Below are 24,787 nucleotides of genomic sequence, written 5' to 3'. Positions count from 1 at the left end.
CGTGACCGACACGACCACCGAGGACCCCGGCGCGCCGCCGAGCGGGGGCGTCGACCTGGTGCTCCTGGCCGCGCCCCGCGGGTTCTGCGCCGGCGTCGAGATGGCCATCAAGGCCCTCGCCTGGATGGTCCGCGCCTTCGACGGGCCCGTGTACTGCTACCACGAGATCGTCCACAACCAGCAGGTCGTCCAGCGCTTCCGGGAGCAGGGCGTCGTCTTCGTCGACGACATCGACGAGGTCCCGCCCGGCCGGCCGCTCATGCTGTCCGCGCACGGCTCGGCCCCCGAGGTCGTGCAGGCCGCCCGGGACAACGGGGGGTTCGTCGTCGACGCCGTCTGCCCGCTCGTGACCAAGGTCCACCACGAGGTGAAGGTCCGGGCCGGCAAGGGGTACTCGATCGTCTACATCGGCCACGAGGGCCACGAGGAGGCGGTCGGGACGATGGCCGTCGCCCCCGAGGCGATCCACCGCGTCGAATCCGTCGCCGAGGTGGACGCGCTCCCCGAGTTCGGCACACCGGTGGCGCTCCTCGCCCAGACGACGCTGTCGCACCGCGACTGGGCCGACGTCGCCGAGGCCACCACCGAGCGGTTCCCCGACGTCTGGACGCCGGGTCGGAGCGACCTCTGCTTCGCCACCACCAACCGGCAGTCCGCGCTGATGGAGATCGCCTCGCGCTGCGACGCCGTCGTCGTCATCGGCTCGGCGAACTCCTCGAACACCCTCGCCCTGGAGCGCCTGGCGCGTGGCGCCGGCTGCGCCACGGTGCTGCGCGTGAACTCCGCCGGCGAGCTGCCCCGCCGGGCCGACGGCTCGGTCGACCTGCACGGGGTCGTGGGCGTGACCGCCGGGGCGTCGGCCCCGGAGGAGCTCGTCGACCAGGTGATCGTGGCGCTCGACCCGGCCCGCGGCGTCGAGGAGGTCCGCCTCACCGAGGAGGACGAGTACTTCCCTCCCCCGCGCAACCTGCGCGACCTGCTGGTCGCGATCGACGCCGTCGGCGGCCTGGGCCTCGGCGCCGACCCCGACCGGCGCCCGCCGTCGGACGACCGGGCCCTGGCGGCGAGCGCCGTCCTCGCCGACCTCGCCTGACCCCCGTCGGCGCTGCCACTGCGTCGGCCAGTCTCGCAAGAGCACGACGGTCGGCCCGGTTCTGCGCGACGGAACGCAGCGTGTCAGTCTGAGCCGGTGACCGCGCTGCGCCTGTTCCTGCACATCCTGGCCGCGTCCGTCTGGGTGGGCGGCCAGATCGTCCTCGCCGGGCTCGTGCCGACCGCGCGCACGCTCGGCCCCGATGCGCCCAAGGCGGTCGCCGCCGCGTTCAACCGCATCGCCTGGCCCGCCTTCGGGCTCGCGGTGCTGACCGGCCTGTGGAACCTGATGGCGATCGACCTGGGCGACCTCCCGCACCCGTGGGTCGAGCTGCACCTGCTGGCCGTCGTGCTCACCGCGATCGGTGCCGCGGTCCACACGCAGGCGAAGGGCAACAAGGCGATGCTCGCCGTCGGCGGCGCCATGTCGTCGCTCTTCGCCGTGGCGGCCATGTACCTCGGCGTGCTCGTCACGACCAACGTCGGCTGACCGCGACCGGCGGTCTGCTGCGGCGGCTCGGCCTCAGCGGACGCTGTCGTAGAGCGACTGCAGCACGTCGCGCAGGTGCTCGGTGTTGTCCGACACGGCCCGACGCGGGACGCGCCCGGTCGGAGGGACGTCGGGGTAGATCGGCTCGCCGATCACGACGCGGACCCGTGCCGGGTGGATCATCTTGGCGCCCCGCGGCATGGCTTCGACCGACCCGCCGATGGCGATCGGGACGATCGGCACGCGGTTGCGGCAGGCGACGAACGACGGCCCGTCGAAGAGCTCCTCGACCACGGGCCCGTCCTTGCGCCGGCCCTCGGGGAACATGACGACGGGGTCGCCGCCGGCCACCGCGTCCTCGCAGCGGCGGAGCGCGTCGCGGTCGACGTGCTCGCGGTCGACCGGGAACGAGCCGTTGAACTCGATGAACCGGCCCAGCCACCGCCACTTCCAGACGCTGTCCTTGGCCATGAACCGCACCTCGCGCGGGATCACGGCGGCGACCACGGCGAAGTCGACGTAGGAGCGGTGCACCGGCGCGATCACGTAGGCGACGCCGACCGGCAGCCGGTCGAGGCCCTCGACCTTCAGGCCCCACAGCGGCTTCAGGATCAGCCGACCGATCCCGCGGAAGACCCGGTACGACACGCGCCCCCACTTGGAGATCGGGCGCAGCGGCGCACGATCGATCAGAACCTTGCTCACGTTCCCTCCCCCGTCCGGAGCGCACCGCCGGCGCCGGTCGCGGTCCATCCGCAGCTGGTGGGCAGTGTCACCTCGCCGCGTCCCGGTCGGCCAGTCGCTCCTCCACCATCCCGGCGATCACCTCGACGACCTCGTCGATCTCGAGCCCGGTCGTGTCGACGGTGACGGCGTCGTCCGCCTCGACCAGCGGGCTGTCGGACCGGCCCTGGTCGGCCGCGTCGCGACGGGCGATGTCGGCGGCGACGGTGTCGTACTCCAGATCGGTCATCTCCTTCGCCCGCCGGGCGGCGCGCACCGCCGGGTCGGCGGTCAGGTACACCTTGAGCAGCGCGTCGGGGAACACGACGGTGCCGATGTCGCGGCCCTCGATGACCCCGCCGCGGTGCTCGACGGCCCACACCCGCTGCCGGGTCCGCATCTCCTCGCGCACCTCGGGGTTCGCGGCGACGACGCTCACCGCCCGCGACACCTCGGGGCCCCGGATCTCGACCGAGGCGTCGACGCCGTCGACCACGACGTCGCCATCGGCCACGACGAGGTCGATCGTGGTGGCCAGCGCCGCGACCGGACCGACGTCGACGGGGTCGAGGCCCTGGCGGATGGCGGCGAAGGCGACGGCCCGGTACATCGCGCCCGTGTCGAGGTACTGGAGCGACAGTCGTCGCGCCAGCCGGCGGGCGACGGTCGACTTGCCGGATCCGGCAGGACCGTCGATGGCGATCACGGGGACGTCGCTCGGTTCCACGGGGGGTGATCCTAGGGACGGGCGGACGCGGTCACGCGATCCAGGTCGGTCCAGAACCCCGGATAGGTCTTGGCGGTGCACCCGGGGTCGAGGATGCGGATGCCCTCGGCCCGAAGGCCCAGGAGGGCGAAGCTCATGGCCATGCGGTGGTCGTCGTAGGTCGCCACGTCGCCGGGCGACACCGGTCCTGGCTGGACCGTGAACCCGTCGTCGTCCTCGGTCGCCTCGACGCCCAGCCGGCGCAGCTCGGTGACCACCGCTGCGATCCGATCGGTCTCCTTGCCCCGGATGAAGCCGATGCCGGTCACCGTCGTCGGGCCGTCGGCGAAGACGGCGACCGCGGCCAGCGTCTGGGCGGTGTCGGAGATGTCGGCCATGTCCACGGTGACGCCCCGCAGCGTGCCGGTGGAACGGACGACCACGTCGTGGTCCGACCAGACGACCTCGGCGCCCATCCGCTCCAGCACGTCGATGAAGGCGACGTCGCCCTGCGTGCTCGAACGGCCGAGCCCCTCGATGCGGACCGTGCCGCCCGCGATCACCGCTGCGGCCGCCCAGTACGAGGCGGCGGACGCGTCGGGCTCGACCTCGTAGCGCTCGACCGCCCGGTACCCGCCCGGAGCGACCCGGAGGCTCCGCCAGTCCTCGTCGTGGTCGACCGTGGCGCCGAAGGCGCCCATCACGCCGAGGGTGAGCGCCACGTACGGGACCGAGACGAGCTCGGTCGTGACCTCGACCGTGAGGCCGTCGTCGAAGCACGGGCCCGACAGCAGGAGCCCCGACAGGAACTGGCTGCTCACGTCGCCCGTCACCTGCACGGTGCCGCCGAGAGCGTCCCGGGGCGACGCCGTGATCCGCACGGGCAGGTGGCCCGGTTCGCCCAGCGGCTCGACACCCGCCCCCAGCGCCTCGAGCGCGTCCAGCAGCGCGCCCATCGGTCGGCGCCGCAGCGGGACCCCACCGTCGAGGATGACGGTCCCCCGGGCCAGCGCGGCGACCGGGGCGATGAAGCGGGAGGTCGTGCCCGAGAGCCGCGCGTCGAGGATGGCGCCGTCGAGCGGCGGCCGGCCGCCGCTGCCCCGCACGACCATCGCGGAGCCCCTGCCGTCGTCGGGCACGGGGGTGATCGGGATGCCGAGCGACGTGAGGCAGTCGACCATCGCGGAGGTGTCGTCGGCGTCGAGCACGCCGACCAGCTCCGACGTGCCACGGGCCAGCGCTGCGCACACCAGGGCCCGGTTCGTGACGCTCTTGGACCCAGGAGGCCGGATCACGGCGTCGAGCGGCGCGGTCACCGGCCGGATCGGCATCGGCGCCTCCTCGGCGCCGCCAGTGCGGGCGTCGTCAGCCACCGCTCACGCCAGCTCGTGGGTCGACGCCACGCGGCCCCGACCCCGCAGCGCGTCGACGAGCACGTCGGCCTGCTCGGTCGACACGACGAGCGACAGCAGGCCTCGGCGCTCGCCGGCGGCGTGGACCACCTCGATGTCGTAGACGTTGATCCCGAGCTCGGTCGCCAGCGTGGTGACGGCCGCGAGCTCGCCGGGCTGGTCGGGGATCGCCACGCGGACCTCCGCCAGCTCCTCCGCCGGCGGGGCCCCCGTCGGCAGGTTCCTGCGGGCCACCTGGGCCGCCAGGAGCCGCTCGCGCAGCTCGGTGCCGTCGCCCCGGTCGACGACGTCGCGCATGGTGGCGAGCCGGCCGATCAGGTCGTCGAGCACGTCGAGGATCGCGGTGCGGTTGTCCTCGCAGATGTCGAGCCAGATCCCGGCGTCGCCGGCGGCGATCCTCGTCATGTCCCGGAAGCCACCGGCGGCCAGGCGCAGCAGGGCGGCCTCCTGTTCGGCCCGCTGGGCTGCCAGGCCCATCAGCGTGACGGCGGTGAGGTGCGGGACGTGGGACACGGTGGCGACGAGGCGGTCGTGATCCTCGGGCGCGAGCGTCACCACGTCGGCGCCGAGCGAGCGGACGACGCTGTGCACGAGCGCCTGTGCGGCCGGGTCGGTGGTCTCGGTCGGCGTCAGGACCCAGGTCGTGCCCTCGAACATGTCGGCGCGCGAGCCCGCGACGCCCTGCGCCTCGGAGCCCGCCATCGGGTGCCCGCCGACGAACCGGGAGTGCGGCAGCGCAGCGGCGACCGGCGACTTCACGCTGCCGACGTCGGTCACGACGCCGCCGTCGGCCAAGACCGCCCGGGCAGCGTCGGGGACGGCGCCGACCGGCACCGCCACGAAGGTGATCTCGGCGTCCGGGTCGGACCCGAGCGCGTCGAGCGCGCCGGCGTCGAGCGCGGCGGTCGCCCGGGCCGGCTCGCTGTCGGTCCCGGTCACGTGCCAGCCCCGATCGCGGAGCGCCTTGCCGATCGAGGCCCCGATCAACCCAGTGCCGACCAGCCCCGCCCGCCGCGGCGCCGGTGCGCCTCCGGCGCCGGTGTCCGCACCCGTCGGATCGCCCACGGGTCCCGGGCTCACGTCGGGAGGTCGTCGCGCAGGTCCCGGGCGTCCTGCAGGTAGACGTGGTGGAGGTCCGCCCGGGCCCGCTCGGAGTTGAACTGCATGAGCACCCGGATGCACTGGGGCTTGGCGCCCACGATGTCGAGCTCCTGGGCGCAGATGAGCGGCACGTCGCCCATGCCGAGCTGCCGGGCCGCCAGCGCGGGGAAGGCGCTGTGGACGTCGGGGGTGGCCGTGAACAGGATCGAGATCAGGTGCTCGTGGTCGATGCCGTTGGCCTCCAGCATCTCGGTGAGCAGCTCCCGGACGCGCTCGAGCAGGTGCTCCTTCTCGTCGCGGTCGAGCGTGGTCGCCCCGCGGAGGGCCAGCACGGAGGTGGTCGGCACGGCGGCGAGGTTACCCGTCGCCCTCGGCGGGCCCGGAACCCGTTCCCCGCCCCCGATGGCCGCCTCCCGCGCCGCGGCGCCCCGATCGCGGCGCCGCCTCCGACCGGTCCGCCGGGACCGGCGCGGGGCCGGCCGCACGCTCGAGCGCCCGCACCTCGTCCTGGGTCAGCTCCCGCCACTCCCCCGGCCCCAGCTGCGGGTCCCGCAAGGGCCCGATGCGCGTCCGCACCAGCCGGATGACCGGATGGCCGACCGCCTCGCACATGCGCCGCACCTGCCGGTTGCGGCCCTCGTGGATCGTGAGGCGCAGGACGCCGGGCTGGAGCTCCGAGACCTTGGCCGGAGCGGTCATGCCGTCCTCGAGCTCGACGCCCTCCCGGAGCCGCCGCAGGGCGCCGCGACCCGGGCGGCCCTCGACCTCGGCGACGTACTCCTTCTCGACGCCGAAGCTCGGGTGGGTCAGGCGGTGCGTCAGCACGCCGTCATTGGTGAGCAGCAGCAGGCCCTCGGTGTCCATGTCGAGCCGCCCGACCGGGTGGACCCGCGGCTCGGAGGGCACGGTGTCGAGCACCGTCGGGCGACCGTGGGGGTCGGACGCGGTCGTGACCACCCCGGCGGGCTTGTTGAGCAGGTAGTGGACCAGCCCCGGCGCGACGCCGATCGGGGTGCCGTCGACGGCGACCTCCTGGTCCTCGACGCGCACACGGGCGCCGAGCACGGCGACGGCGCCGTCGATCGTGACGCGACCCTCGTCGATCATGTCCTCGCAGACCCGACGGCTCCCGAAGCCGGCGCGGGCCAGGACCTTCTGCAGCCGCTCGCCCTCGTCGGAGGGGTCGCCGGAGCCCTGGTCGCTCACTCGCCGAACGGCGAGGGGCGCTGGCTCGTCGGGTCGTCGGCCAGCGAACCGTCGTCGACCAGGTCGTCGACGGAGATCACGACCTCGTCGGTGATGTCGACGACGCCGTCGTCGACCGACGCAGCGCCCTCGGGCTGCTCGCCGTCGGCGCCCTCGGTCGCGGTCTGGTCGTCCGCAGCCATCGCAGGCTCGTCGGCCTCGGCGCGCAAGCCCTGCTCGAGCAGCTCGACGACGTCGGCGCCCGGGATGAAGTCGCCGAGCGACGGCAGCTCGTCGACCTCGTTCAGGCCCAGCTTCTCGAGGAACAGCGACGTGGTCCCGAACATCGACGGCTGGCCCGGCCCGGGGTCCTTGCCGACCTCCGCGATGTAGCCCCGCTGCTGCAGGGTGCGCATGACGCCGTCGACGTTGACGCCGCGGATGGCCGACACCTGCGCCCGGGAGATCGGCTGCTTGTAGGCGACGATCGCCAGGGTCTCGAGCGCAGCGGCCGACAGGCGGGCCGACTGGCCGCTGAGGACGAAGCGCTCGACGTACGGCGAGAGGTCCTCGTGGCTCTGGAAGCGCCAGCCGCCGGCCACTCGGACGAGCTGGAAGCCGCGCCCGTCCTCCTCGTAGGACGCGGCGAGGCCGGCGAGCAGGTCCTCGACCTGCTGCGGCGAGCGCTCGACGAGCTGCGCCAGCAGCGCGGCCTCGATCGGCTGGTCGGCGACCATGAGCACGGCCTCGAGCGCCCGGCGGGCCTCGTCGCCGAGCGGCGCCAGCTCCGCGGCGGCGTCGCCCCGCTCGGCATCCTCGTGGGCCTCGGCGACCTCGTCGCCCTGCTCGGCGATCTCGCCGGTTTCGGCCGCGTCAGCCGCGACGTCGTCGAGCTCGCCGCCCGCCGCCTCGGGTCGCGCTGCGTCGGTGGCCTCGGCCTCGGGGCCGTCCTCGGTGTGCTCCGCCATCTCAGCCATCGTAGGCATCGACGAGGGCGAGGTCCTCGGCCCCCACGTCGGCCCCGCCGACCCACACGACCTGGATGTCGCCGAAGGTGTCGGGTTGGTCCAGGTCGACCAGGCCCTGCTTGAACAGCTCGAGGATCGCCAGGAAGTGCACGACCACGTCGAGTCGGTCGACGAGCGACGAGGTCAACTCCCGGAACGACACCCGGCGACGGCTCGGGAGCTCGACGCACAGGTCGGCCACCGTGTCGATGACGCTCATCCGGATCGGGGCGACGTGGAACAGGTCGATCGTCGGCTGCGGCTGGGGCGTGATCGCCCGCTGGTACGCGGCCCGCAGCTGATCCGGCGTGACGCCCTCGAGCATGTCGGGCGTGAGGTCCCAGAACCGGTCGTCGGGACCGGCCGTGCGGGGCACCGAGCGGGAGGCGGCCGAGTGCAGCGCCGACAGCATGCCGGCGGCGTCCTTGAAGGTCTTGCACTCCAGCAGCCGGGCGAGGAGCAGGTCGCGCTCCTCCCAGAGCGAGAGGTCCTCGTCGACGTCCACGTCGTCGTCGCCGGGCAGCAGCCGCTTGGTCTTCAGCTCGACGAGGGTGGCCGCGATCAGCAGGAACTCCGTCGCCACCTCGAGGTCGAGGTGCTCCATGCGGTTCAGCTCGGCGATGTAGGCGTCCACGATCGTGGACAGGGAGATGTCGTAGAGGTCGACCTGCTCGCGCAGGATCAGGTGCAGCAGGAGGTCGAACGGCCCCTCGAACACCGGTGTGCTGACGGCGTAGCCCACGGATGGACATCGTAGACCGGATCGGGCCGTCCAAGTCACACGCCTGTCATTTGACCCCGAGTGACCGGACGGGCCCCCTCTCCCACCCGCCCGTTCTGTTCCCGGATCCTGGGGTGTTCAGCCCAGGATCCGGGAACAAAGCGGGTCGGGGTGCGGGGTGGCGGCCGGTACGATCGCCCGCCATGCCCCGCGTCTTCTCCGGCATCCAGCCGACCGGCGACCTGCACCTCGGCAACCTGCTGGGAGCGGTGCGCAACTGGGTCCAGGACCAGCACAGCGCCGACAGCTTCTACTGCATCGTCGACCTCCACGCCCTGACGGTCCCGAAGGAGCCGGGCGAGGTCGGCAGCCGGACGCTCGAGATGGGCCAGACCCTCCTCGCCTGCGGGCTGGACCCCGACGTCTGCACCCTCTTCGTGCAGAGCCACGTGCGCGAGCACACCGAGCTGGCCTGGCTGATCCAGTGCGTCACGAGCATGGGCGAGCTGCGGCGCATGACCCAGTTCAAGGACAAGTCCGACAAGCAGGACTTCGTCTCGGCCGGCCTGTTCACCTACCCGGCCCTGCAGGCGGCCGACATCCTGCTCTACGACACCGATCGCGTCCCGGTCGGCGAGGACCAGCGCCAGCACATCGAGCTGACCCGCGACGTCGCCGAACGCTTCAACGCCCGCTTCGGCGAGACCTTCGTCCTCCCGCAGGCCACGATCCCGCGGGCCGGCGCCCGGGTGATGGACCTGCAGGAGCCGACCGACAAGATGTCGAAGTCGGCCGCCTCCGACGCCGGCGTGGTCTACCTGATGGAGGACCTCGCCGCGACGGCGAAGAAGTTCAAGCGGGCCGTCACCGACTCCGACGGCGAGGTCCGCTACGACCCGGTCGCCAAGCCCGGCGTGTCGAACCTCCTGTCGGTCCTCGGCGCCGTCACCGACCGCAGCCCCGAGGACGTGGCCGAGGCGTACTCCCAGTACGGACCCCTCAAGGCCGACACCGCGGACGCGGTCGTCGAGCTGCTCCGGCCGATCCAGGAGCGGTTCCGGGAGCTCGCCGACGACCCGGCCGGCACGGGCGAGCTGCTCGCCATCGGCGCGGAGAAGGCCCAGAACGTGGCGAGCGACGTGTACGCCCGGGCCGTCGAGCACGTCGGCCTCCTCCCCCGCGCCTGAGCGACCTCGCCCCCGCCGCGCCGACCACCCCGCCCGCAGCCCGCTCTGTTCCACCTTTTCGACGCTCCAACGTCGAAAAGGTGGAACGAAGCAGGCGGTGCGGTGGTCAGAGGGCGCCGTCGTCGGCCTGAACGAGCAGGCGGCCCGCCTCGACGGGCACCGTCCAGCGCTCCTCGGGCTCGTGGTGCTGGGCGGCCCAGGCGACGACGCGCTCGTCGGAGCCGGCCATGCGCAGCAGGTCGGCGCCGAGCTCGGGGTACTGCAGGTACAGCCCGACCTTGCGGGTGAAGCCGCGGGTGTCGGCCCACGAGGCCGCCATGTCGTGGCCGCCGACCCAACCCGACAGCGTCGCGACGGCCCGTCCGTAGGTGCCGAGGCCGGCCACCGACTTGCCGACGTCGTGGAGCAGCGCCGCAGCGACGATCCAGCGGGCCTCGGGGTCGCCGTCGTCGAGGTCCAGCCGGTCGAGGTGGGCGACCACGGTGCGGGCGACGCCGATCGCGTGGCGCCGGTCCACCGGCGCCATCCTCCGGAACGCCGCCGACTCGCGCTCGGTCAGCCACCCGTCGGCCCAGGCGGCGTCCTCGTCGGACGGAGCGGACGACGACAGCGAGCCGAAGAACCGTCGGGCCCGGTGGGTGGGCTGCAGCTCGGGACCGCTCACGCGGCCGCCTCCGTGGCGAGTCCGCCGGTCACGACGCAGCTCCCGAGGTCGACCGGGCCCGCGCCCTCGGGTGGGCGTCCCGGTAGGCCTGCAGCAGCCGGTCGGTCGCCACGCGGGTGTAGATCTGCGTCGTGCTGACCGAGGCGTGGCCCAGCAGCTCCTGCACCGTCCGGATGTCCGCGCCGTGGTCGAGCAGGTGCGTGGCGCACGAGTGGCGCAGCACGTGGGGGCTGATCTCGGCGGTCAGCCCGGCCGCGGTCGCCCATCGACGGATGACGCCCCACGCGGCCTGGCGCCCGAGCCGGCGACCGCGCAGGCCGAGGAAGACGGCGTCGGCGGCGTCGCGGTCGGCCGGCCGCTCCCCCAGCAGCACCGGTCGACCGCGGTCGAGGTAGTCGGCCAGGGCGGAGAGCGCGGGCCGGCCGATCGGCACCAGGCGCTCCTTGGAGCGCTTGCCGAGCACCCGGGCGAACGCGCTGTCGACGTCGAGGTCGCCGAAGCGGAGCCCGCACGCCTCGGAGACCCGGATGCCGCTCGAGTACAGGAGCTCGAGCAGCGCCCGGTCCCGCAGGTTGGCGGCGTCGGCGGTGGCGTCGCCCGTCGGCAGCTCGCAGGCCGAGCCGACGGCGTCGAGCAGGGCCTCGACCTGCTGCTCCGACAGCGCCCGCGGCAGGGCGGAGGGCCGGCGCGGCGTCTCGATCGCCGCGGTCGGGTCCGCGGGGGCGAGGCCCTCGGCGGCGAGGAAGCGGTGCAGCGACCGGACGGTCCCTGCGACGCGGATGACCGACGACGTGGCCAGGCCCCCGGCGCGCAGCTCGGTGACGAAGTCCTGCACGTCGTCCTCGCCGACGCCGTCGACCTCGAGTCCCCGATCGGCCAGGAAGGCGGCGTAGCGGCGGAGGTCCTGGCGGTAGGCGCGCAGCGTCAGGTCGGACCGGCCCTTCTCGACGGCGAGGTGGGTGAGGAACGGCGCGGCGGCGACCGGCACCCCGTCGCGGTCGACCTCGGGCGGTCCGTCCAGGCCCACGTCGCCACCCGTGCCGCCCGCACCCCCGCCCGTCCGGGGGGCAGTCCGAGCGCTCACGACGTCGCGGTCCCGGCCTCCACCGCCCGAAGGGCGAGCAGCAGGCCGATCACGGTCTTGCCGTCGGAGATCTCGCCCGAGGCGATCATCGCCGGCGTGTCGGCGAGCGGCACCCGGACCTCCTCCATGTGCTCCTCCTCGACGCCCTGGAGGTCGCGCTCGGTCTCGACGAGCCCGGTGCCGAGGAACACGTGGCTCTCCTCGTCGCAGAAGCCGACGGAGTTGTGGAACACCACGAGGGGCACGAGCTGCGACGGCACCAGCCCGACCTCCTCGGCGAGCTCGCGCCGGGCGGTCTCCTCGGGCGGCTCGTCGGCGACGTCGCGCTTGCCCGCCGGGATCTCGAGCAGGAACCGGTCGAGCGGCGCCCGGTACTGGCGCACGAGCACCACGTCGCCGTCGTCGGTCAGCGGGACGACGGACACCGCGCCCGGGTGGCGGACGACCTCACGGTCGAACTCCTCGCCATCGGGCCCGCGGAACGTGGACCGGTACACGGAGATGGCGTGGCCCTCCACGAGCAGCTCGTCGTGGAGGTGCGTGAACCCCTCGTCGCTCACACCTGGCCGCGGGCCGCGCCGCTGTGCGCCGGGTCGGCGACCGAGCCGCCGTTCGTGCTGGACCCGCCGTTCGTGCTCGACCCGCCGTTCGTGCTCGACCCGCCGTTCGTGCTCGACCCGCCGTTCGTGCGGGCTCGGCCGTCGCCGTCCTCGAGCCGGATCAGCTGCGGGTTGCGCCCCTCGGCCCGCTCGAGCGCGGCGCCGATGAACCCGTCGAAGAGCGGGGCCGGCCGGGTCGGCCGGCTCATGAACTCGGGGTGGGCCTGGGTGCCGACCCAGAACGGGTGGCCCTCGAGCTCGATGAACTCGACGAGGCGGCCGTCGGGGGACGTGCCGGACGCCCGGAACTCGGTGCCGTCGAAGCGGCGGCGGTACACCGGGTTGAACTCGTAGCGGTGGCGGTGGCGCTCGGACACCACCTCCTTGCCGTACAGCTCGGCCACCTTGGAGCCGGCGTCGAGCTGCGCGATGTAGGCGCCCAGCCGCATCGTGCCGCCCTTCTCGGTGACGTCGCGCTGGGAGTCCATGAGGTCGATGACCGGATGCGGCGTGGTGGGGTCGAACTCGGTGGAGTTGGCGCCGGTCAGGCCGAGCGCGTTGCGGGCGAACTCGATCGTCATCACCTGCATGCCGAGGCACAGCCCGAGGCAGGGCAGCCCGTGCTCGCGGGCGTAGCCCGCCGCCGCGACCTTGCCCTCGACGCCCCGCTCGCCGAAGCCGCCGGGGATGACGATGCCGTCGAGGTCCCGCAGCTTGTCGTCGGCGAGCAGGCCCTCGACCTCCTCGGCCTGGATCCAGCTGATCTGCACGTCGGCTCCGTGGTGGAACCCGGCGTGCTTCAGCGCCTCGACGACCGAGAGGTAGGCGTCGGGGAGGCTCACGTACTTGCCGATGATGCCGATGCGCGTCGGCGCCGTGGCCTCGCTCACGCTGCGCACGAGCCGCTGCCACTCGGACATGTCGGGCTCGGTGCCGTCGAGGCCGAGGATGTCGCACACCACGGTGTCGAGCCCCTCGTCGTGCATGACGAGGGGGATGTCGTAGAGGCTGCTGGCATCGGCGGCGTTGACGACGGCCTGGATCGGCACGTCGCACAGCGCCGAGATCTTCCGCTTCAGATCCGACGAGATGGCCTCCTCGGAGCGGCAGACGATCGCATCGGGCTGGATGCCCCGGCTGCGCAGCTCGGTGACCGAGTGCTGGGTCGGCTTGGTCTTCTGCTCGCCCGACGGGCCGATGAACGGCACGAGCGTGACGTGCACGTAGCAGACGTTCTGGCGACCGACGTCGAGGCGGAACTGCCGGATGGCCTCGAGGAACGGCAGGATCTCGATGTCGCCCACCGTGCCGCCGACCTCGGTGATCACGACGTCGGTGCCGTCGACGGCGAGCCGGGAGATGCGGCGCTTGATCTCGTCGGTGATGTGCGGGATGACCTGGACGGTCTTGCCGAGGTACTCGCCGCGGCGCTCGGCGGCCAGGACCGACTGGTAGATCGACCCGGTCGTGGCGTTCGAGTCCCGGGTGAGCTCCTCGTCGATGAAGCGCTCGTAGTGGCCCAGGTCGAGGTCGGTCTCGCCGCCGTCCTTGGTGACGAACACCTCGCCGTGCTCGAACGGGTTCATGGTGCCGGGATCCACGTTGATGTAGGGATCCAGCTTCTGCATGGTGACCCGCAGACCCCGAGCCTTCAGCAACCGTCCCAGGGACGAGGCCGTGAGGCCCTTCCCGAGACTGGATGCCACGCCGCCGGTCACGAAGATGTGCTTGGCCACAACTGCTCCTGGGTCGTTTGGTCGAGGCTATCGCGGACCTCGCGCCCCGGACGCGGAGCCCGCCGCGATCGCCGCCGTTGCAGGGCGTGACATCTGACCGGACCCCGCCGACGTCGCTCCCTATGCTCCGCGGATGGGCCGAAGCACGATCCCGCCGTCCGTCGCGGCCGCCGTCGCCGCGCTCGCGCTGCTGGTCGGCGGCTGCAGCTCCGACGACCCCGCCGAGGGCGACGACGCCGGCACGTCGAGCACCACCACCACCGAGACCGCCGCGCCGGCGGCGAGCACGGTGTCGGCGCTGCTCGCCCTCGACCGCCCGCTGGTCCTCGCCCACGCGGGCGGCGACGACGTCCACCCGCACGACACCCCCTACGGGTTCGACCGGTCCGCCGAGGCCGGCGTCGACGCTCTCGACATGGACGTGCAGCTCAGCGCCGACGGCGTGCTCGTGGTCCAGCACGACGACACCGTCGACCGCACGACCGAGGGCAGCGGCGAGGTCGGCTCGATGACCTACGACCAGCTGCACGCCCTCGACGCGGCGTACTGGTTCACCGAAGGCTGCACCTGCACGGACCGCCCCGACGAGGAGTACGTGCTGCGGGGCGTCCGCACCGGCGAGGTGGACCCGCCCGAGGGATCGGAGCCCGACGACTTCGCCATCACCAGCTTCGAGCAGATCGCGGCGGACCACCCCGACCACGTGCTCAACATCGAGATCAAGGGCGAGGCGCCCGAGGCGATCCCGGCGGCCGAGGAGCTGGCCCGGCTGGTCCGGGAGATGGACCTGACCGACCGGGTCGTCGTGACGGCCTTCGACGACGCCGTCGCCGAGGCGTTCGCCGCCGCCGCCCCCGGTGCCGCGATCACCCCCGGGCTCGGGGCCACGACCGCCTACGTGCTGCAGGGGACGCTGCCCCCCGCCGGTCGCACGATCCTCCAGGTGCCGCCCGAGTTCGAGGGCATCGAGGTCGTCACCCCCGACATGGTCGCCAGGGCGCACCGCGACGGCCTGGTCGTCTGGGTCTGGCCGAACGACGCCCGCTGGGAGACCACCGACGGCTACGGCCAGCTGCTCGACATGGGCGTCGACGGCCTCAACGCCGCCGACCCGGCAACCGCCGTCGACGTCGTCGCCGCCCGCACCTGAGCGCGCCACCCGAGGGCTCAGCCCTGGGCGCCGTCGACCGGGTGGGCCCGCAGCGAGCCGAGCCGGTCGAACCACCGCAGCGGCCCGACCGAGTCGATCACGGTGCTGAACGAGACGACCTCGCTGAGCAGGTTGAGCGCGAGCACGACCGCGAGGACGAGCCACCGGGCCCACGGGTCGGGCACCGCCCACAGCGCGGCGAGCCCGCACACCGCCCCGAGCGGGTTGGCCCCGGCGTCGCCGAGCATGGCCCGCTCGCGGAGGTCGGGGGCGAGGAGGCCGAGGCCTGCGCCGATCGCCACCGCGGGCATGAACAGGATCGAGTCGCGCACGACCAGCGCCAGGGCGACGAAGGCCACGGCGGTGAACTTCGTGGCCCGGCCCGGGGCCCGGTCGAACAGGTTCCCGAGATTGGCGGCCAGCGCCACGATCGCCCCGTCCCGCAGCAGACCGAGGATCGTGCCGGTGTCCTGGGCGAGGAACGGCGTGTCGCTCTGCATCACCGACACCGCCACCACCCCGACGGCGCCGCCGCCGACGAGCTTGATCATCCCCGACGTGACGCGACCCCGGCGCAGCGCGCCGACGTGGCTGCGGAACCCACCCGACTGGCCGACGCCGGCCACGTCGTCGAGCAGGCCGAGCAGCGCGAACCCGATGACGAGGATGAGCGTCGTGGAGCTCAGCTGGTCCCACGAGTACCAGGCGTCCTCGGCCGCCAGGACCAGCCGCACGATCGCCACGACGAGCAGCACGGTCACGGGGATCACCACGCCGATGGCGGTGTACAGGGTGGCGCCCCGGTAGTTCGTCCGCTCGAGCGCCGGGACCGCGAACGCCCCCTCGGAGAGCGACCAGATCGCCGCTGCGATCACGGTGCCGACCACCAGGCCGAGGAGGGTCCAGCTCACGCCGGCACCTCGTCGGCCGCGACCTCCTCGGCCGGCGCGTCGGCGCGCTCGGCCGCAGGCGAACGGTCGACCGGGGCCGCCGGCCCGTCGGGGGCCGAGCCCTCCTCGGCGTCGAGCGGGGCCAGGCCGAGCGCGAGGTACGCGGTGTACGGCAGCGCGACGGTCAGCATCAGCGCCGGGATCGCCACGCCCGAGTCGTTGACCGCCCACGCCAGCAGGCCGAGGGTGAGCCCCGAGGCGCCGAAGGCGCGGAAGCCGGTGTGCTCGGCGTTGAGGCGCCGCATGAGGCGGTTGGGGCGCCAGGTCAGGTAGGCGACGAACAGCAGCGCGATCGGGATCACGAACGTCCACACCGTCGACGTGAGGATGCTGACGTTGGCCTCGAGCTTGCGCTGCAGGATCAACGCGCCGTCTCCGTCGAGCAGCTTCTGGGCGAATCGGCCGAGGTGGGTGCGCGAGTCGACCGGTCTCGCCAGGTCCAGCGCGGCGAACAGTGCCAGGACGCCGATCGTGCAGGCCGCGATGATCGCCACCAGCCGGACGCGGATCCGGATCCCGAGCAGCATGAGGATGCACACGGCGAACGCCGGGATCGACGCCAGCACCCCCCCGACGTCGGAGCCCCAGAACGGGGAGCCGTCGACCACGACGACGACGAGGAAGACCACGACGGCGGCGACGATCCGGCCGCCGTCACCCGAGTCGGGGCGGCGCCGCCGCGAGATCTCCCACCCACCGGTGACCAGCACCAGCGACGAGATCGTGAGGATCGAGAAGGCCTGGTTCCCGTAGCCCGCGAAGCGGCCGGCCACGATCGGTGAGTAGCCGAAGATCGTGCTGAGCTGCAGGTTGCCGCCGGTGACGATGTCGACCCCGAGCACGACGACGGCGATGCCGCAGAGGATGACCGGCGGCGCGACCGCGTCGAACCGACCGAGCAGCGCGGCGACCACCGCGAGGAGCACCGAGCCGGCCGCGATCGCCAGGCCGAAGGTGACCACGGAGAACGGGCCGTACGGCAGCAGGCCCGACAGGAACATGGCCGACGGGGTGGCGACGACGGCGAGCGAGCACCACCGCAGGGGCCGCTTCCACGATGCGGCGCGCCCGACCGCCCACATGACGGCGAGCAGCAGCACGACGAGCGTCGCGATGAACGCGACGGTGATCGGACCCGTCGCCTCGTCGCGGAACAGCGCCCGCTCGTCGTCGCGGACCATCGTGTCGATGCGGTCCGACAGCGACGTGCTCTGCGGTGCCGCGACGATCGGCGTGTCGTTGACCTCGGTCGGCGGATCGATGTCGTAGGCGTCGAGGATCGTGGGCGCCACGTCGGTCAGCGTCACGAAGCCGTCCCGGCGCGTCGTGGGTGACCGGGCCCAGCCCGGTTCGACGCCGGGGCCCTGCATGCCGAACAGCGTGAGCTGCTCGCCGTCGAGCGGCGACGTCGGCGCCAGCACGAGCACGAGGTCCTGGGCGGGGTCCACGGTGGCGAGCAGCCCGCCGAGCGCCGTGTCGGCCCGCTGCAGCGCGCTGGCGAACTGCTCGTCGCCCTGCCGGGCGGTGCTCTCCACCCGCGCCTCCTCGGCCCGCTCCAGGTCGGAGAGCTCGACGAACTGGAGGTCCGCCGCGTCCCAGCCCCTCCGGACCGAGGCCAGCAGGGCCTCCTGGTCGGTGCGCACCCCGAACGGCGCCAAGGGGTCGGCCACCAGCAGCGACGAGGACACATTGCCGACCGCGACCTGGCCGTCGCGGGTCATGGCGGCGAGCGCGACCTCGCGTTGCGGCGGTGCGTCGGTCAGCCCGGTGTCGGCGTTGCCGACGGCGCCGGTGGCGTGGCCCTCGTCGGCGAGCGCCGAGGCCAGAGCGCCCGGCGCGGAGCCGTAGAGGAGGTCGTCGTTGCGCGCGATCTGCTCGGCGATCGAGAGCACCACCACCTCGCCGTCGGGCACGGTGCCGGTGCGGCGGCGGTAGACCTCGGCCGCCGAGCCGCTCGGCGTCGTCTCGGTCACCTGGGACGCGTCGCCGGCGGTCAGGGGGTCGAACGCGTCGGCCCGGTTCCCCGCGCCGAGGGTGAGGTAGGCGTCGGCGCCGTCGGTGCGGGGGCCGACGGTGCGCGTGCTCATCGACGCGACCGCCGCGCCCTCGAGGAAGCGCGTCAGGTTGGGTGGCCGCTGCTCCCCCACGTCGTCCCACGTGACCCTCGGCAGGGTGACGACCAGCACGCGACGGGGACCGTCGCCGCCGGCGGGGTCCTGGGCGGGCGCAGCCCCGGCCACGGCGGACGGGGCGGTGGCGACCAACGCCAGCAGAGCGCCGAGCAGCAGCAGGCGGCGGTTCACCGGGCCACCCCCGCCAGCTCCTCGTAGACCGTCGCCACGGCGGCGGACAGCTCGGCAGGGTCGAACCGCCGTGCCGCGATCTCCCGACCGGCGCGCCCGGCTGCGGTGGCGGCCGCGGGGTCGGACAGGAAGCGGACGAGGCCGTCGGCCAGGGCCTCGTCGTCGCCGACGGCGGCGACCTGCCCGGCGCGGCCGTCGCCCAGCAGCTCGGTGGCCATGCCGACGTCGGTGGTCACGACGGGTACGCCCAGCTGCATCGCCTCGGCCAGCACGAGCGGGATCGCCTCCCACACCGAGCTCAGCGCGAACACGTCGGCGGCGCCGATCCAGTCCACGGCGTGGGCGTCGAAGCCGACGACGTCGAGCGAGCCCTCGATCCCGAGCTCCCGCCGCAAGGCCTCGAGCGCGGCGCGCTCGGGTCCCTCGCCCACCACCGCCAGTCGGGCGTCGGGCACCTTCGCCACCGCCCGCGCCCACGCCCGGAACATGGTCGGCAGGTCCTTCTGCGGGTGGAGGCGGGCCACGCACGTCACCAGAGGAGTGTCGTCGCTCACGCCGATGGCGGCGCGGACCTCGGTGCGCGTCCGCTCGAGCACCGGCACCGGCGACGCCGGGACGACGATCCGCACGCGATCGCGGCGCACGACGCCGTCGAGCCCGGCCGCGATCGCCGTCGTTGGGGCGATCACGCGGTCGGCCCGGGCCAGCACCGCCCGCTCGAGGCGCTGCTGGGCCCCGACGGTCCGACCGGCGGACTGCTCCAGCACCACGTTGTGGACGGTGACGACCAGCGGTCGCGACGGCCGGCCCCGCAGGGCGACCCAGGCCGCCTTCAGCCCGTGGGCGTGGACGACCTGCGCCGGCCCGCGCCACGGCCGGAGCGCTCGGCGCGCGGCGATCAGCGAGGACGGCGACAGCCCGTCGGGGACCGGGACGACGCCGGCCTGCGGGCCGAGGCCGTCGAGCACGCCCGCGGGCCCGACCACGGGCGCGTCGATGCCCAGCGCCTCGAGCTGGCGCGCCAGCGTCGCCACGTGCACCCGGATCCCGCCGGTCGACGGGCCGAGCAGCTGCAGCGTGCGCATCACGACGCCCCCGCCGGCACCCGGCCGGGATCGCCGCCGAGCGACCGCAGCGCACGGGAGGGGCTGGGTCCGCCGAGCAGCCGGAGCACCACCAGCAGCAACCCGGCCAGGACGGCGCCGCCGGCGACGCAGAGGACGACGGCGACAGCGACGCCGGGCTCGGGCAGGGCGCGCACCGCGGCGTAGACCGCGACCGACGCCACCACCGTCGCCGCCAGGTCGCGCAGCACGGGCGCTGCGACGGTCGGGATGCGCGAGCCCGAGCGGTGCACGCGCGACCGGACCGCCGCCGCCAGCACGGCCGCGCCGACCAGCTGCGCACCGCCGTAGCCGGCGCCGAGCGCCGTGATGCGGTCGACGTCGGGCACGACCGACACGAGGACGGCCATCACCAGCGTCCCGAGCACGGCCACGCCCACGTTCACGATCGTCGGCGTCCTCGTGTCCTGGTACGAGTAGGCGACGCGGGTGAGCAGGAGCATGAGGGCGAAGCCCGGCACGCCGATGGCGAAGCCGGCCACGGCGCCCGACACCTCGACCACCCGGTCCGAGGCGTTGCCGAGCGCGACGACGTGCGCGATCGGACCCGAGAGGGCGACCAGCGCGCCCGCCGACGCGATCGTGAACAGGCACACCGACCGGACGGTCCGCCCGACCTCGTCGCCGAACTCGCCCCACTGCTGCTTGCGGGCGAAGCGCGTCAGGTCGGGGAACGCCGTCGTGAACACCGGCACGGCGAAGAGCGACACCGGGAGCATGAAGAGCACGTAGGCGAGCTGGTACACGACGACGCCGCCCTCGCTGCCGTTGGCCAGGTACAGCACCGCCACGAGCAGCGCCTGGGACGCCCCGAGGAAGCCGGCCGCCCACGCCCCCTGCCGGGCGAGGCGGCGGAGGATCGGGTGGCGGAAGCGGAACGACGGGCGCAGGTGGAACCCCTCGCGCCAGGCCGCGACGACCGGGACCGCGCAGAACGCGACCACCCCCAGCAGGGTGCCGACGGCCAGCACGAGCTTCTCGGGCGTCGTCAGGTCGAGGGACGGCGCCTGGCCGTCGCGCATGGCCCCGAAGAGGAGGTACGTGCCGATCACCACGACGTTGTTGACCGTCGGGGCGAACACCGGCTGCCAGAAGTGGCCCGTGGCGTTGAGCACCGCGGCCGCCACCATGCTCGCCGCGTAGAAGAGGACCTGGGGCAGGAAGAACCACAGGAGGAACGTGCCGAGCTGCACCTCGGCGGCGCGGATCGCGGCGTCGTCCACGCCCGACACCAGCAGCTCCATGATCCATGTGCCCGCCAGCAGGCCCGCGGCGACGACCGCGGCGAGCAGCGTCAGCATGGCGCCGAGCACGACGCCCGCGGTCTCCTCGGCCTCGCGGTGGGTGTGGCCGTCGACCGCGTCCACCATGATCGGGATGAGCACCGACTGCAGGACGCCGGCGGCGAACAGCTCGAAGAGGATGTTCGGGATCGTGTTGGCGCTCTGGTAGGTGTTGCCGAGGTACGACGTCCCGAGGACCGCGGCGACGACGACGATCCGGGCGAAGCCGCTGGCGCGGCTCACTGCGGTGAACACGGCCATCACGGTGGCGTTGCGGTTGCGCGCCGCCACGACCTGCTCCGCGCCGGCGCCGCCCGGGGCTCCGGTGCCGGGGGCGTCCGGTCCCGCGGCCGGGACGGCCGCGTCGTCGGCCGTCACGAGGCCGGGACGGTCGGGAAGGGCGCGGTGGCGCCCGTGCCCGTCCCGTAGTGGCCCACCCGACCGGTGTCGCGCTGCTCGGCCACGGCGTACACGGCGGCGATCCGTCCGAACGCCTCCTCGAGGTCGTCGACCGTGCTCAGCGCGTCGGCGACCTCACCCCCGCGCAGCGACTCCACGAGCGATCCGCGAGCGGGCTGGTCCGCCGTGGTGGTCGTCGCCTCGCCCGTCGGCCGGGCGGGCCGGGCCTCGGCGACGGTGAGCGTCCGCGGGGCCCGGTCGGCCTCGGCGGTGGCGAGCGGTGCGAGCACCGCGTCGGGGTCCTCGTCGGCGCCGCCGATCAGCACGTACCGGAAGCCCGACCCGAGGGGGAACCGGGACTCGCCGCCGGTGTCGGTGTCGGCGACCGTGAGCATGCCGAGATCGGAGAGCGCACCGATGTAGGCGCGGGCCTGCTCGGCGTCGGTCGGCGTGGGCACGATCGCGGCGTCGCCGGTCGGGGCCTGCGTCGTGGTCGAGTCCGACGCCTCGGGCGGCACCGCCGACAGCAATGCGAGCGAGACGCCGAGGTCGGTCGCCAGGCGCGTGCGGACGTCGGCGGCGTTCCCGCGCAGGCCGAAGCGCTGTCGGGCCGCGGCCAGGTCGGAGTCGGCCGGGTCCGTCAGCGCCGGCTGGAGGCGAACCGTCCCCGCGAGGTCGGCGCCGGCCGCACCGAGCGACGTCCGGGTGTCCTCCACGAGGTCGCCGCTGACGCCCTCGGTGGCCAGGACCACGACGGGGACGTCGGTGAGCCGGTCCGCGAGCGCCTCGCTCCCCTCGCCCGCCAACGCCGCCGCCTGGCTGTCGGACTGGCCGAGCTGGTCCCGGGTCGCGTCGAGCTCGACGCCCCGGCGCCGGTAGCCCTCGTCGAGGTCGTCGACGCGCCCTCGCAGGGAGTCCACCGTCGCCCGGTCCACGAACGACGCACCCATCGCGACCCCGACGCCGAGCGCCAGGAACACCGCGACCAGGCTGATCAGGTGGAACCGGAAGTTGATCACTGGACCTCGTTCACGTCGGCACGGCCCCGGCTCATATGGGCACCGGGAGGGACACCACGCCGGTGAGCAGCACCCAGTTGGCGCGGATGAGCAGTCGGATCGGCTCGCTGATGAGGATGACCACCCCCATCGCGAACAGGGCGGCGAGGACGAGCAGCAGCAGGTCGCGCTTGCGGACCCGGCCCTGGTAGAGCCGGCTCACGCCCTTCGCGTCGACGAGGATCGGACCCACCTTGATCCGGGTGACCATCGTGGAGGCCATGCCGGCCCGGCCCTTGTCGAGGAAGTCGACCATCGAGGTGTGGGTGCCCACCGCGACGATCAGGTCGGCGCCCTTCTCGTAGGCGAGCAGCATCGCGATGTCCTCGCTCGTGCCCGACGCGAGGAAGAGGTGGTGGTCGAGCCCGAGCTCGGTGAGCCGCTCGGCCCCCGGAGCGCGACCGTCGCGGTAGGCGTGGACGACCAGCGCGGCGCCGCACCGCAGCGCCTTCTCCGACACGGAGTCCATGTCGCCCACGATCACGTCGGGGGTCACGCCCTCGTCGAGGAGGGCGTCGGCGCCGCCGTCGACCGCGACGAGGACCGGTCGCATCTCGCGCAGGTAGGCGGTCCGGCGGAGCAGGCCGAGGTCCTCCTTGTAGCCCGCGCCACGCACGACGATCAGCACCTGCCGGCCCGTCCAGTCCTGGTCGAGGTCGGGCAGCCGGAGGTCGTCGTCGAGCAGGTCGGTGTTGTGCTCGAGGTACTCGACGGTGTTCTCGACGAAGCGGTTGAGCTCGACGCCCAGCGTGGCGCGACTGCGCTCGTGGATCTCGAGGATCGAGGCCTCGCTCTGACGGGTCCCCGTGGCGATGACGGCGCCGTCGACGAGCACCACGTCGCCGTCGACGGTGACCACGTCGCCCTCGGCGAGGCCGGCCATCACCTCGGGACCGAGCGAGTCGACGACGGGGATGCCGGCGCGCAGCAGGATCAGCGGCCCCTCGTTCGGGTAGCGGCCCGACGACGACGCGGCCACGTTGAGCACCGCCGCGGGTTGCGTGGCCACGAGGCTCTCGGCCGCCACGGTGTCGATGTCCTCGTGGTCGATCACCGCCACGTCGCCCGCGTCGAGGCGGGTCACGAGCTGCTTCGTCCGTCGGTCGAGCCGGGCCCGACCGATCACGGGCACCGTCGACAGGGCGAGGTCCCCGCTCCGGCGGCGGAAGATCCCGGCCATCAGCGACCCCGCTGCTGGGCAGAGGTCGCGAGCAGCTCCTCGGCGTGGTCGCGAGCCGTCGCGGAGTCGGGCTGGCCGGTCATCATCCGGCTCAGCTCGATGACGCGGTCGTCGTCGCCGAGCGCCTCGACGACCGTGAGCGTGCTCGAGCCGTCCGAGCGCTTGGCGACGCGGAGCTGCTGGTCGGCGAACGCCGCCACCTGCGGCAGGTGCGTCACGACCAGGACCTGGCGGTCGGCCGCCAGGCGGGCCAGCGCGGCGCCCACGGCGGTGGCGGCCTCGCCGCCGATGCCGGCGTCGACCTCGTCGAACACCATCACGTCGGGACCGCCGCTCAGCACCAGGCGCAGCGCCAGCATGACGCGGCTCAGCTCGCCGCCGGAGGCGACCCTCGAGAGGCCGCCGAGCGGTGCACCCGGGTTGGTCGCGAGCCGCAGCTCGACCTCGTCGCCCGCGCCCGGGGCGCCCTCCCGGTCGGTCACCGCCACCTCGATCCGGCTGCCGGGCAGCGCGAGGTCGGCGAGGATCGACACGAGCCGCTCGGCCAGCTCCGGGGCGGCGGCGCGCCGGGCCGCGCCGACGCGCCGGCCCTCGGCCTCGACCGCGGCCCGGGCGGCGGCGAGCTCGGCCTCGACGCCGGCGCGCGTGGCGTCGAGCGAGGTGAGCTCCTCGAGCCGCCTGCGGGCCTGGTCGGCGTGGGCGAGCACCTCGTCGAGGTCGTCGCCGTACTTGCGCCGCAGCTCGACGAGGCGGTGCCGGCGCTCGCGGATCTCGGCCAGCCGCTCGTCGTCGGGTTCGATCGACTCGGCGCGGGCGCGCAGCTCGGCGAGCACGTCGCGCAGCTCCGGTCCGGCGGCGTCGAGCCGGACGACCTCGGCCTCGAACGGCGTGCGGTCCCGCAGCGCCTCGGCCGCCGCGGCGAGGCCGTCGAGCACCCCGCCCTCGGCCCCGAGGGCCTCGAGCGCGGCGGCCGCGGCCTCGCGGTGGGCGACGGCGTCGGAGAGGGTGTCCTCCTCGGAGGACAGGTCCTCCTCCTCACCGGGGCGGGGGTCCACGGCGTCGATCTCGTCGATCTGGTACCGCAGCAGGTCGATCTCCCGGGCCCGGACGCGCTCGTCCCCGCCCAGCTCGTCGAGCCGGTGCTCGAGCGCGGTGACCGCGGCCCGCGCCGCTCGGAGCGGACCGGTGTCGATGCCGGCGAAGCGGTCGAGCGCGTCGCGCTGGTGCCGGGCCTGCAGCAGCGCCTGCTGGGCGTGCTGGCCGTGCACCTCGATCGAGCGGCCGCCCCGCTCCCCGAGCAACGCAGCGGTGGTGAGCTCGCCGTCGACGTAGGACCTCGACCGCCCCGACGCCGGGACGACCCGGCGCAGGACCCACTCCGCCTCCAGGTGACCGTCTCCCTCGGCCCCGTCGTCGCCCGCGAACAGCCCCTCGACGACGGCCTCGGTGGCGCCGGGGCGGACCCGGGCGGGGTCGGGCTTGGATCCGCAGAGCAGGCCGAGGGCCTCGACGACCATCGTCTTGCCCGCGCCGGTCTCGCCCGTGACCGCGGTCAGTCCGGGCTGCAGCGGGATCCGGGCCTCGGCGATCACCCCGAGGTTCCGGACGGCGAGTTCGACGAGCATGACGGCCC

At 74.0% G+C, this 24,787-nt stretch carries 23 protein-coding genes; 4 read left to right on the top strand and 19 right to left on the bottom strand.

The annotated features are described in order from the left end of the window. Position 1 precedes the first annotated feature (1 nt). Together ispH and LH044_RS01715 are read left to right on the top strand one after the other, a co-directional pair. Positions 2 to 1,093, top strand: a complete 1,092-nt coding sequence (gene ispH, locus LH044_RS01720) for a 4-hydroxy-3-methylbut-2-enyl diphosphate reductase (RefSeq protein ID WP_227758069.1) — start codon at positions 2 to 4, stop codon at positions 1,091 to 1,093. Between the two features lie 96 nt (positions 1,094 to 1,189). Further along, positions 1,190 to 1,582, top strand: a complete 393-nt coding sequence (locus LH044_RS01715; RefSeq protein WP_227758068.1) for a hypothetical protein — start codon at positions 1,190 to 1,192, stop codon at positions 1,580 to 1,582. Positions 1,583 to 1,615: 33 nt separating this feature from the next. On the opposite strand, the gene LH044_RS01710 is transcribed toward LH044_RS01715, so the two are convergent. The 8 genes from LH044_RS01710 to LH044_RS01675 form a co-directional block, all read right to left on the bottom strand. Continuing rightward, entirely contained in the window at positions 1,616 to 2,287 is a 672-nt protein-coding gene (locus LH044_RS01710; protein ID WP_227758067.1) for a lysophospholipid acyltransferase family protein, read from the bottom strand. A gap of 67 nt (positions 2,288 to 2,354) precedes the next feature. Then, on the bottom strand, positions 2,355 to 3,032 hold the full coding sequence (gene cmk / locus LH044_RS01705; RefSeq protein ID WP_227758066.1) for a (d)CMP kinase: 678 nt from the start codon (positions 3,030 to 3,032) through the stop codon (positions 2,355 to 2,357). Positions 3,033 to 3,043: 11 nt separating this feature from the next. Beyond that, the gene (aroA, locus tag LH044_RS01700; RefSeq protein ID WP_227758065.1) at positions 3,044 to 4,342 is read right to left on the bottom strand and encodes a 3-phosphoshikimate 1-carboxyvinyltransferase; all 1,299 of its coding nucleotides are present in this window, start codon (positions 4,340 to 4,342) and stop codon (positions 3,044 to 3,046) included. Positions 4,343 to 4,387: 45 nt separating this feature from the next. Beyond that, positions 4,388 to 5,488: a prephenate dehydrogenase/arogenate dehydrogenase family protein gene (locus LH044_RS01695; RefSeq protein WP_227760053.1), complete on the bottom strand. Its 1,101-nt coding sequence runs from the start codon at positions 5,486 to 5,488 to the stop codon at positions 4,388 to 4,390. Positions 5,489 to 5,499: 11 nt separating this feature from the next. Then, positions 5,500 to 5,871 carry a chorismate mutase gene (gene aroH / locus LH044_RS01690; protein WP_227758064.1) on the bottom strand — a complete coding sequence of 124 codons (372 nt, stop codon included), beginning with the start codon at positions 5,869 to 5,871 and terminating at the stop codon, positions 5,500 to 5,502. A gap of 10 nt (positions 5,872 to 5,881) precedes the next feature. Further along, complete coding sequence (locus LH044_RS01685) at positions 5,882 to 6,730, bottom strand: pseudouridine synthase (RefSeq protein WP_227758063.1); 849 nt, start codon at positions 6,728 to 6,730, stop codon at positions 5,882 to 5,884. Continuing rightward, complete coding sequence (scpB, locus tag LH044_RS01680) at positions 6,727 to 7,677, bottom strand: SMC-Scp complex subunit ScpB (RefSeq protein ID WP_227758062.1); 951 nt, start codon at positions 7,675 to 7,677, stop codon at positions 6,727 to 6,729. The genes LH044_RS01685 and scpB overlap by 4 nt, the downstream gene beginning before the upstream one ends. 1 nt (position 7,678) lies before the next feature. Further along, positions 7,679 to 8,458, bottom strand: coding sequence for a segregation and condensation protein A (locus LH044_RS01675; RefSeq protein ID WP_227758061.1), 780 nt, complete (start codon positions 8,456 to 8,458; stop codon positions 7,679 to 7,681). A gap of 182 nt (positions 8,459 to 8,640) precedes the next feature. Between LH044_RS01675 and trpS the strand changes: the two genes are divergently transcribed. Next, positions 8,641 to 9,624, top strand: a complete 984-nt coding sequence (gene trpS, locus LH044_RS01670) for a tryptophan--tRNA ligase (RefSeq protein WP_227758060.1) — start codon at positions 8,641 to 8,643, stop codon at positions 9,622 to 9,624. Positions 9,625 to 9,730: 106 nt separating this feature from the next. On the opposite strand, the gene LH044_RS01665 is transcribed toward trpS, so the two are convergent. The 4 genes from LH044_RS01665 to pyrG are packed head-to-tail and all read right to left on the bottom strand — an operon-like array spanning position 9,731 to position 13,707. Continuing rightward, a complete protein-coding gene (locus tag LH044_RS01665; protein WP_227758059.1) occupies positions 9,731 to 10,288 on the bottom strand; it encodes an HD domain-containing protein in 558 nt (185 codons plus the stop codon). A 28-nt stretch (positions 10,289 to 10,316) separates the two neighbouring features. After that, positions 10,317 to 11,315: a site-specific tyrosine recombinase XerD gene (gene xerD / locus LH044_RS01660; protein WP_227758058.1), complete on the bottom strand. Its 999-nt coding sequence runs from the start codon at positions 11,313 to 11,315 to the stop codon at positions 10,317 to 10,319. 53 nt (positions 11,316 to 11,368) lie between these two features. Continuing rightward, entirely contained in the window at positions 11,369 to 11,932 is a 564-nt protein-coding gene (locus LH044_RS01655; RefSeq protein WP_227758057.1) for an NUDIX hydrolase, read from the bottom strand. Continuing rightward, on the bottom strand, positions 11,929 to 13,707 hold the full coding sequence (gene pyrG, locus LH044_RS01650; RefSeq protein WP_227758056.1) for a CTP synthase: 1,779 nt from the start codon (positions 13,705 to 13,707) through the stop codon (positions 11,929 to 11,931). The genes LH044_RS01655 and pyrG overlap by 4 nt, the downstream gene beginning before the upstream one ends. Positions 13,708 to 13,840: 133 nt before the next feature. Between pyrG and LH044_RS01645 the strand changes: the two genes are divergently transcribed. Further along, positions 13,841 to 14,857 (top strand): glycerophosphodiester phosphodiesterase family protein, encoded by a 1,017-nt coding sequence (locus tag LH044_RS01645; RefSeq protein WP_227758055.1) that lies wholly within the window; start codon positions 13,841 to 13,843, stop codon positions 14,855 to 14,857. Positions 14,858 to 14,874: 17 nt separating this feature from the next. Here the strand turns inward: LH044_RS01645 and LH044_RS01640 are convergent, their stop codons facing one another. The 7 genes from LH044_RS01640 to recN are packed head-to-tail and all read right to left on the bottom strand — an operon-like array spanning position 14,875 to position 24,779. Then, positions 14,875 to 15,768, bottom strand: coding sequence for a hypothetical protein (locus tag LH044_RS01640; protein WP_227758054.1), 894 nt, complete (start codon positions 15,766 to 15,768; stop codon positions 14,875 to 14,877). Next, a complete protein-coding gene (locus tag LH044_RS01635) occupies positions 15,765 to 18,110 on the bottom strand; it encodes a hypothetical protein (protein WP_227758053.1) in 2,346 nt (781 codons plus the stop codon). Before LH044_RS01635 ends, LH044_RS01640 begins: the two co-directional genes overlap by 4 nt. Further along, on the bottom strand, positions 18,107 to 19,195 hold the full coding sequence (locus tag LH044_RS01630; RefSeq protein ID WP_227758052.1) for a glycosyltransferase family 4 protein: 1,089 nt from the start codon (positions 19,193 to 19,195) through the stop codon (positions 18,107 to 18,109). Before LH044_RS01630 ends, LH044_RS01635 begins: the two co-directional genes overlap by 4 nt. After that, positions 19,195 to 20,895 carry a murein biosynthesis integral membrane protein MurJ gene (gene murJ / locus LH044_RS01625; protein WP_227758051.1) on the bottom strand — a complete coding sequence of 567 codons (1,701 nt, stop codon included), beginning with the start codon at positions 20,893 to 20,895 and terminating at the stop codon, positions 19,195 to 19,197. Before murJ ends, LH044_RS01630 begins: the two co-directional genes overlap by 1 nt. Next, the gene (locus tag LH044_RS01620) at positions 20,892 to 21,935 is read right to left on the bottom strand and encodes a copper transporter (protein WP_227758050.1); all 1,044 of its coding nucleotides are present in this window, start codon (positions 21,933 to 21,935) and stop codon (positions 20,892 to 20,894) included. Before LH044_RS01620 ends, murJ begins: the two co-directional genes overlap by 4 nt. Positions 21,936 to 21,966: 31 nt before the next feature. Then, on the bottom strand, positions 21,967 to 23,154 hold the full coding sequence (gene steA / locus LH044_RS01615) for a putative cytokinetic ring protein SteA (protein WP_227758049.1): 1,188 nt from the start codon (positions 23,152 to 23,154) through the stop codon (positions 21,967 to 21,969). After that, positions 23,154 to 24,779 (bottom strand): DNA repair protein RecN, encoded by a 1,626-nt coding sequence (gene recN, locus LH044_RS01610; protein ID WP_227758048.1) that lies wholly within the window; start codon positions 24,777 to 24,779, stop codon positions 23,154 to 23,156. Before recN ends, steA begins: the two co-directional genes overlap by 1 nt. Positions 24,780 to 24,787: the final 8 nt, after the last annotated feature.

The sequence above is a fragment of the Dermatobacter hominis genome (assembly GCF_020715685.1).
Taxonomy (GTDB): Bacteria; Actinomycetota; Acidimicrobiia; order Acidimicrobiales; family Microtrichaceae; genus Dermatobacter; species Dermatobacter hominis.
The sequence above is the reverse complement of the archived record's forward strand: the minus strand, read 5'-3'. Positions and strand labels throughout refer to the sequence as shown.

Coding starts and splice junctions, on each gene's coding strand:
- aroA (WP_227758065.1), bottom strand. CDS start 4,342: ATGCCGATCCGGCCGGTGACCGCGCCGCTCGACGCCGTGATCCGGCCT.
- scpB (WP_227758062.1), bottom strand. CDS start 7,677: ATGGCGGAGCACACCGAGGACGGCCCCGAGGCCGAGGCCACCGACGCA.
- trpS (WP_227758060.1), top strand. CDS start 8,641: ATGCCCCGCGTCTTCTCCGGCATCCAGCCGACCGGCGACCTGCACCTC.
- LH044_RS01645 (WP_227758055.1), top strand. CDS start 13,841: ATGGGCCGAAGCACGATCCCGCCGTCCGTCGCGGCCGCCGTCGCCGCG.
- LH044_RS01630 (WP_227758052.1), bottom strand. CDS start 19,195: ATGCGCACGCTGCAGCTGCTCGGCCCGTCGACCGGCGGGATCCGGGTG.
- steA (WP_227758049.1), bottom strand. CDS start 23,154: ATGGCCGGGATCTTCCGCCGCCGGAGCGGGGACCTCGCCCTGTCGACG.
- recN (WP_227758048.1), bottom strand. CDS start 24,779: ATGCTCGTCGAACTCGCCGTCCGGAACCTCGGGGTGATCGCCGAGGCC.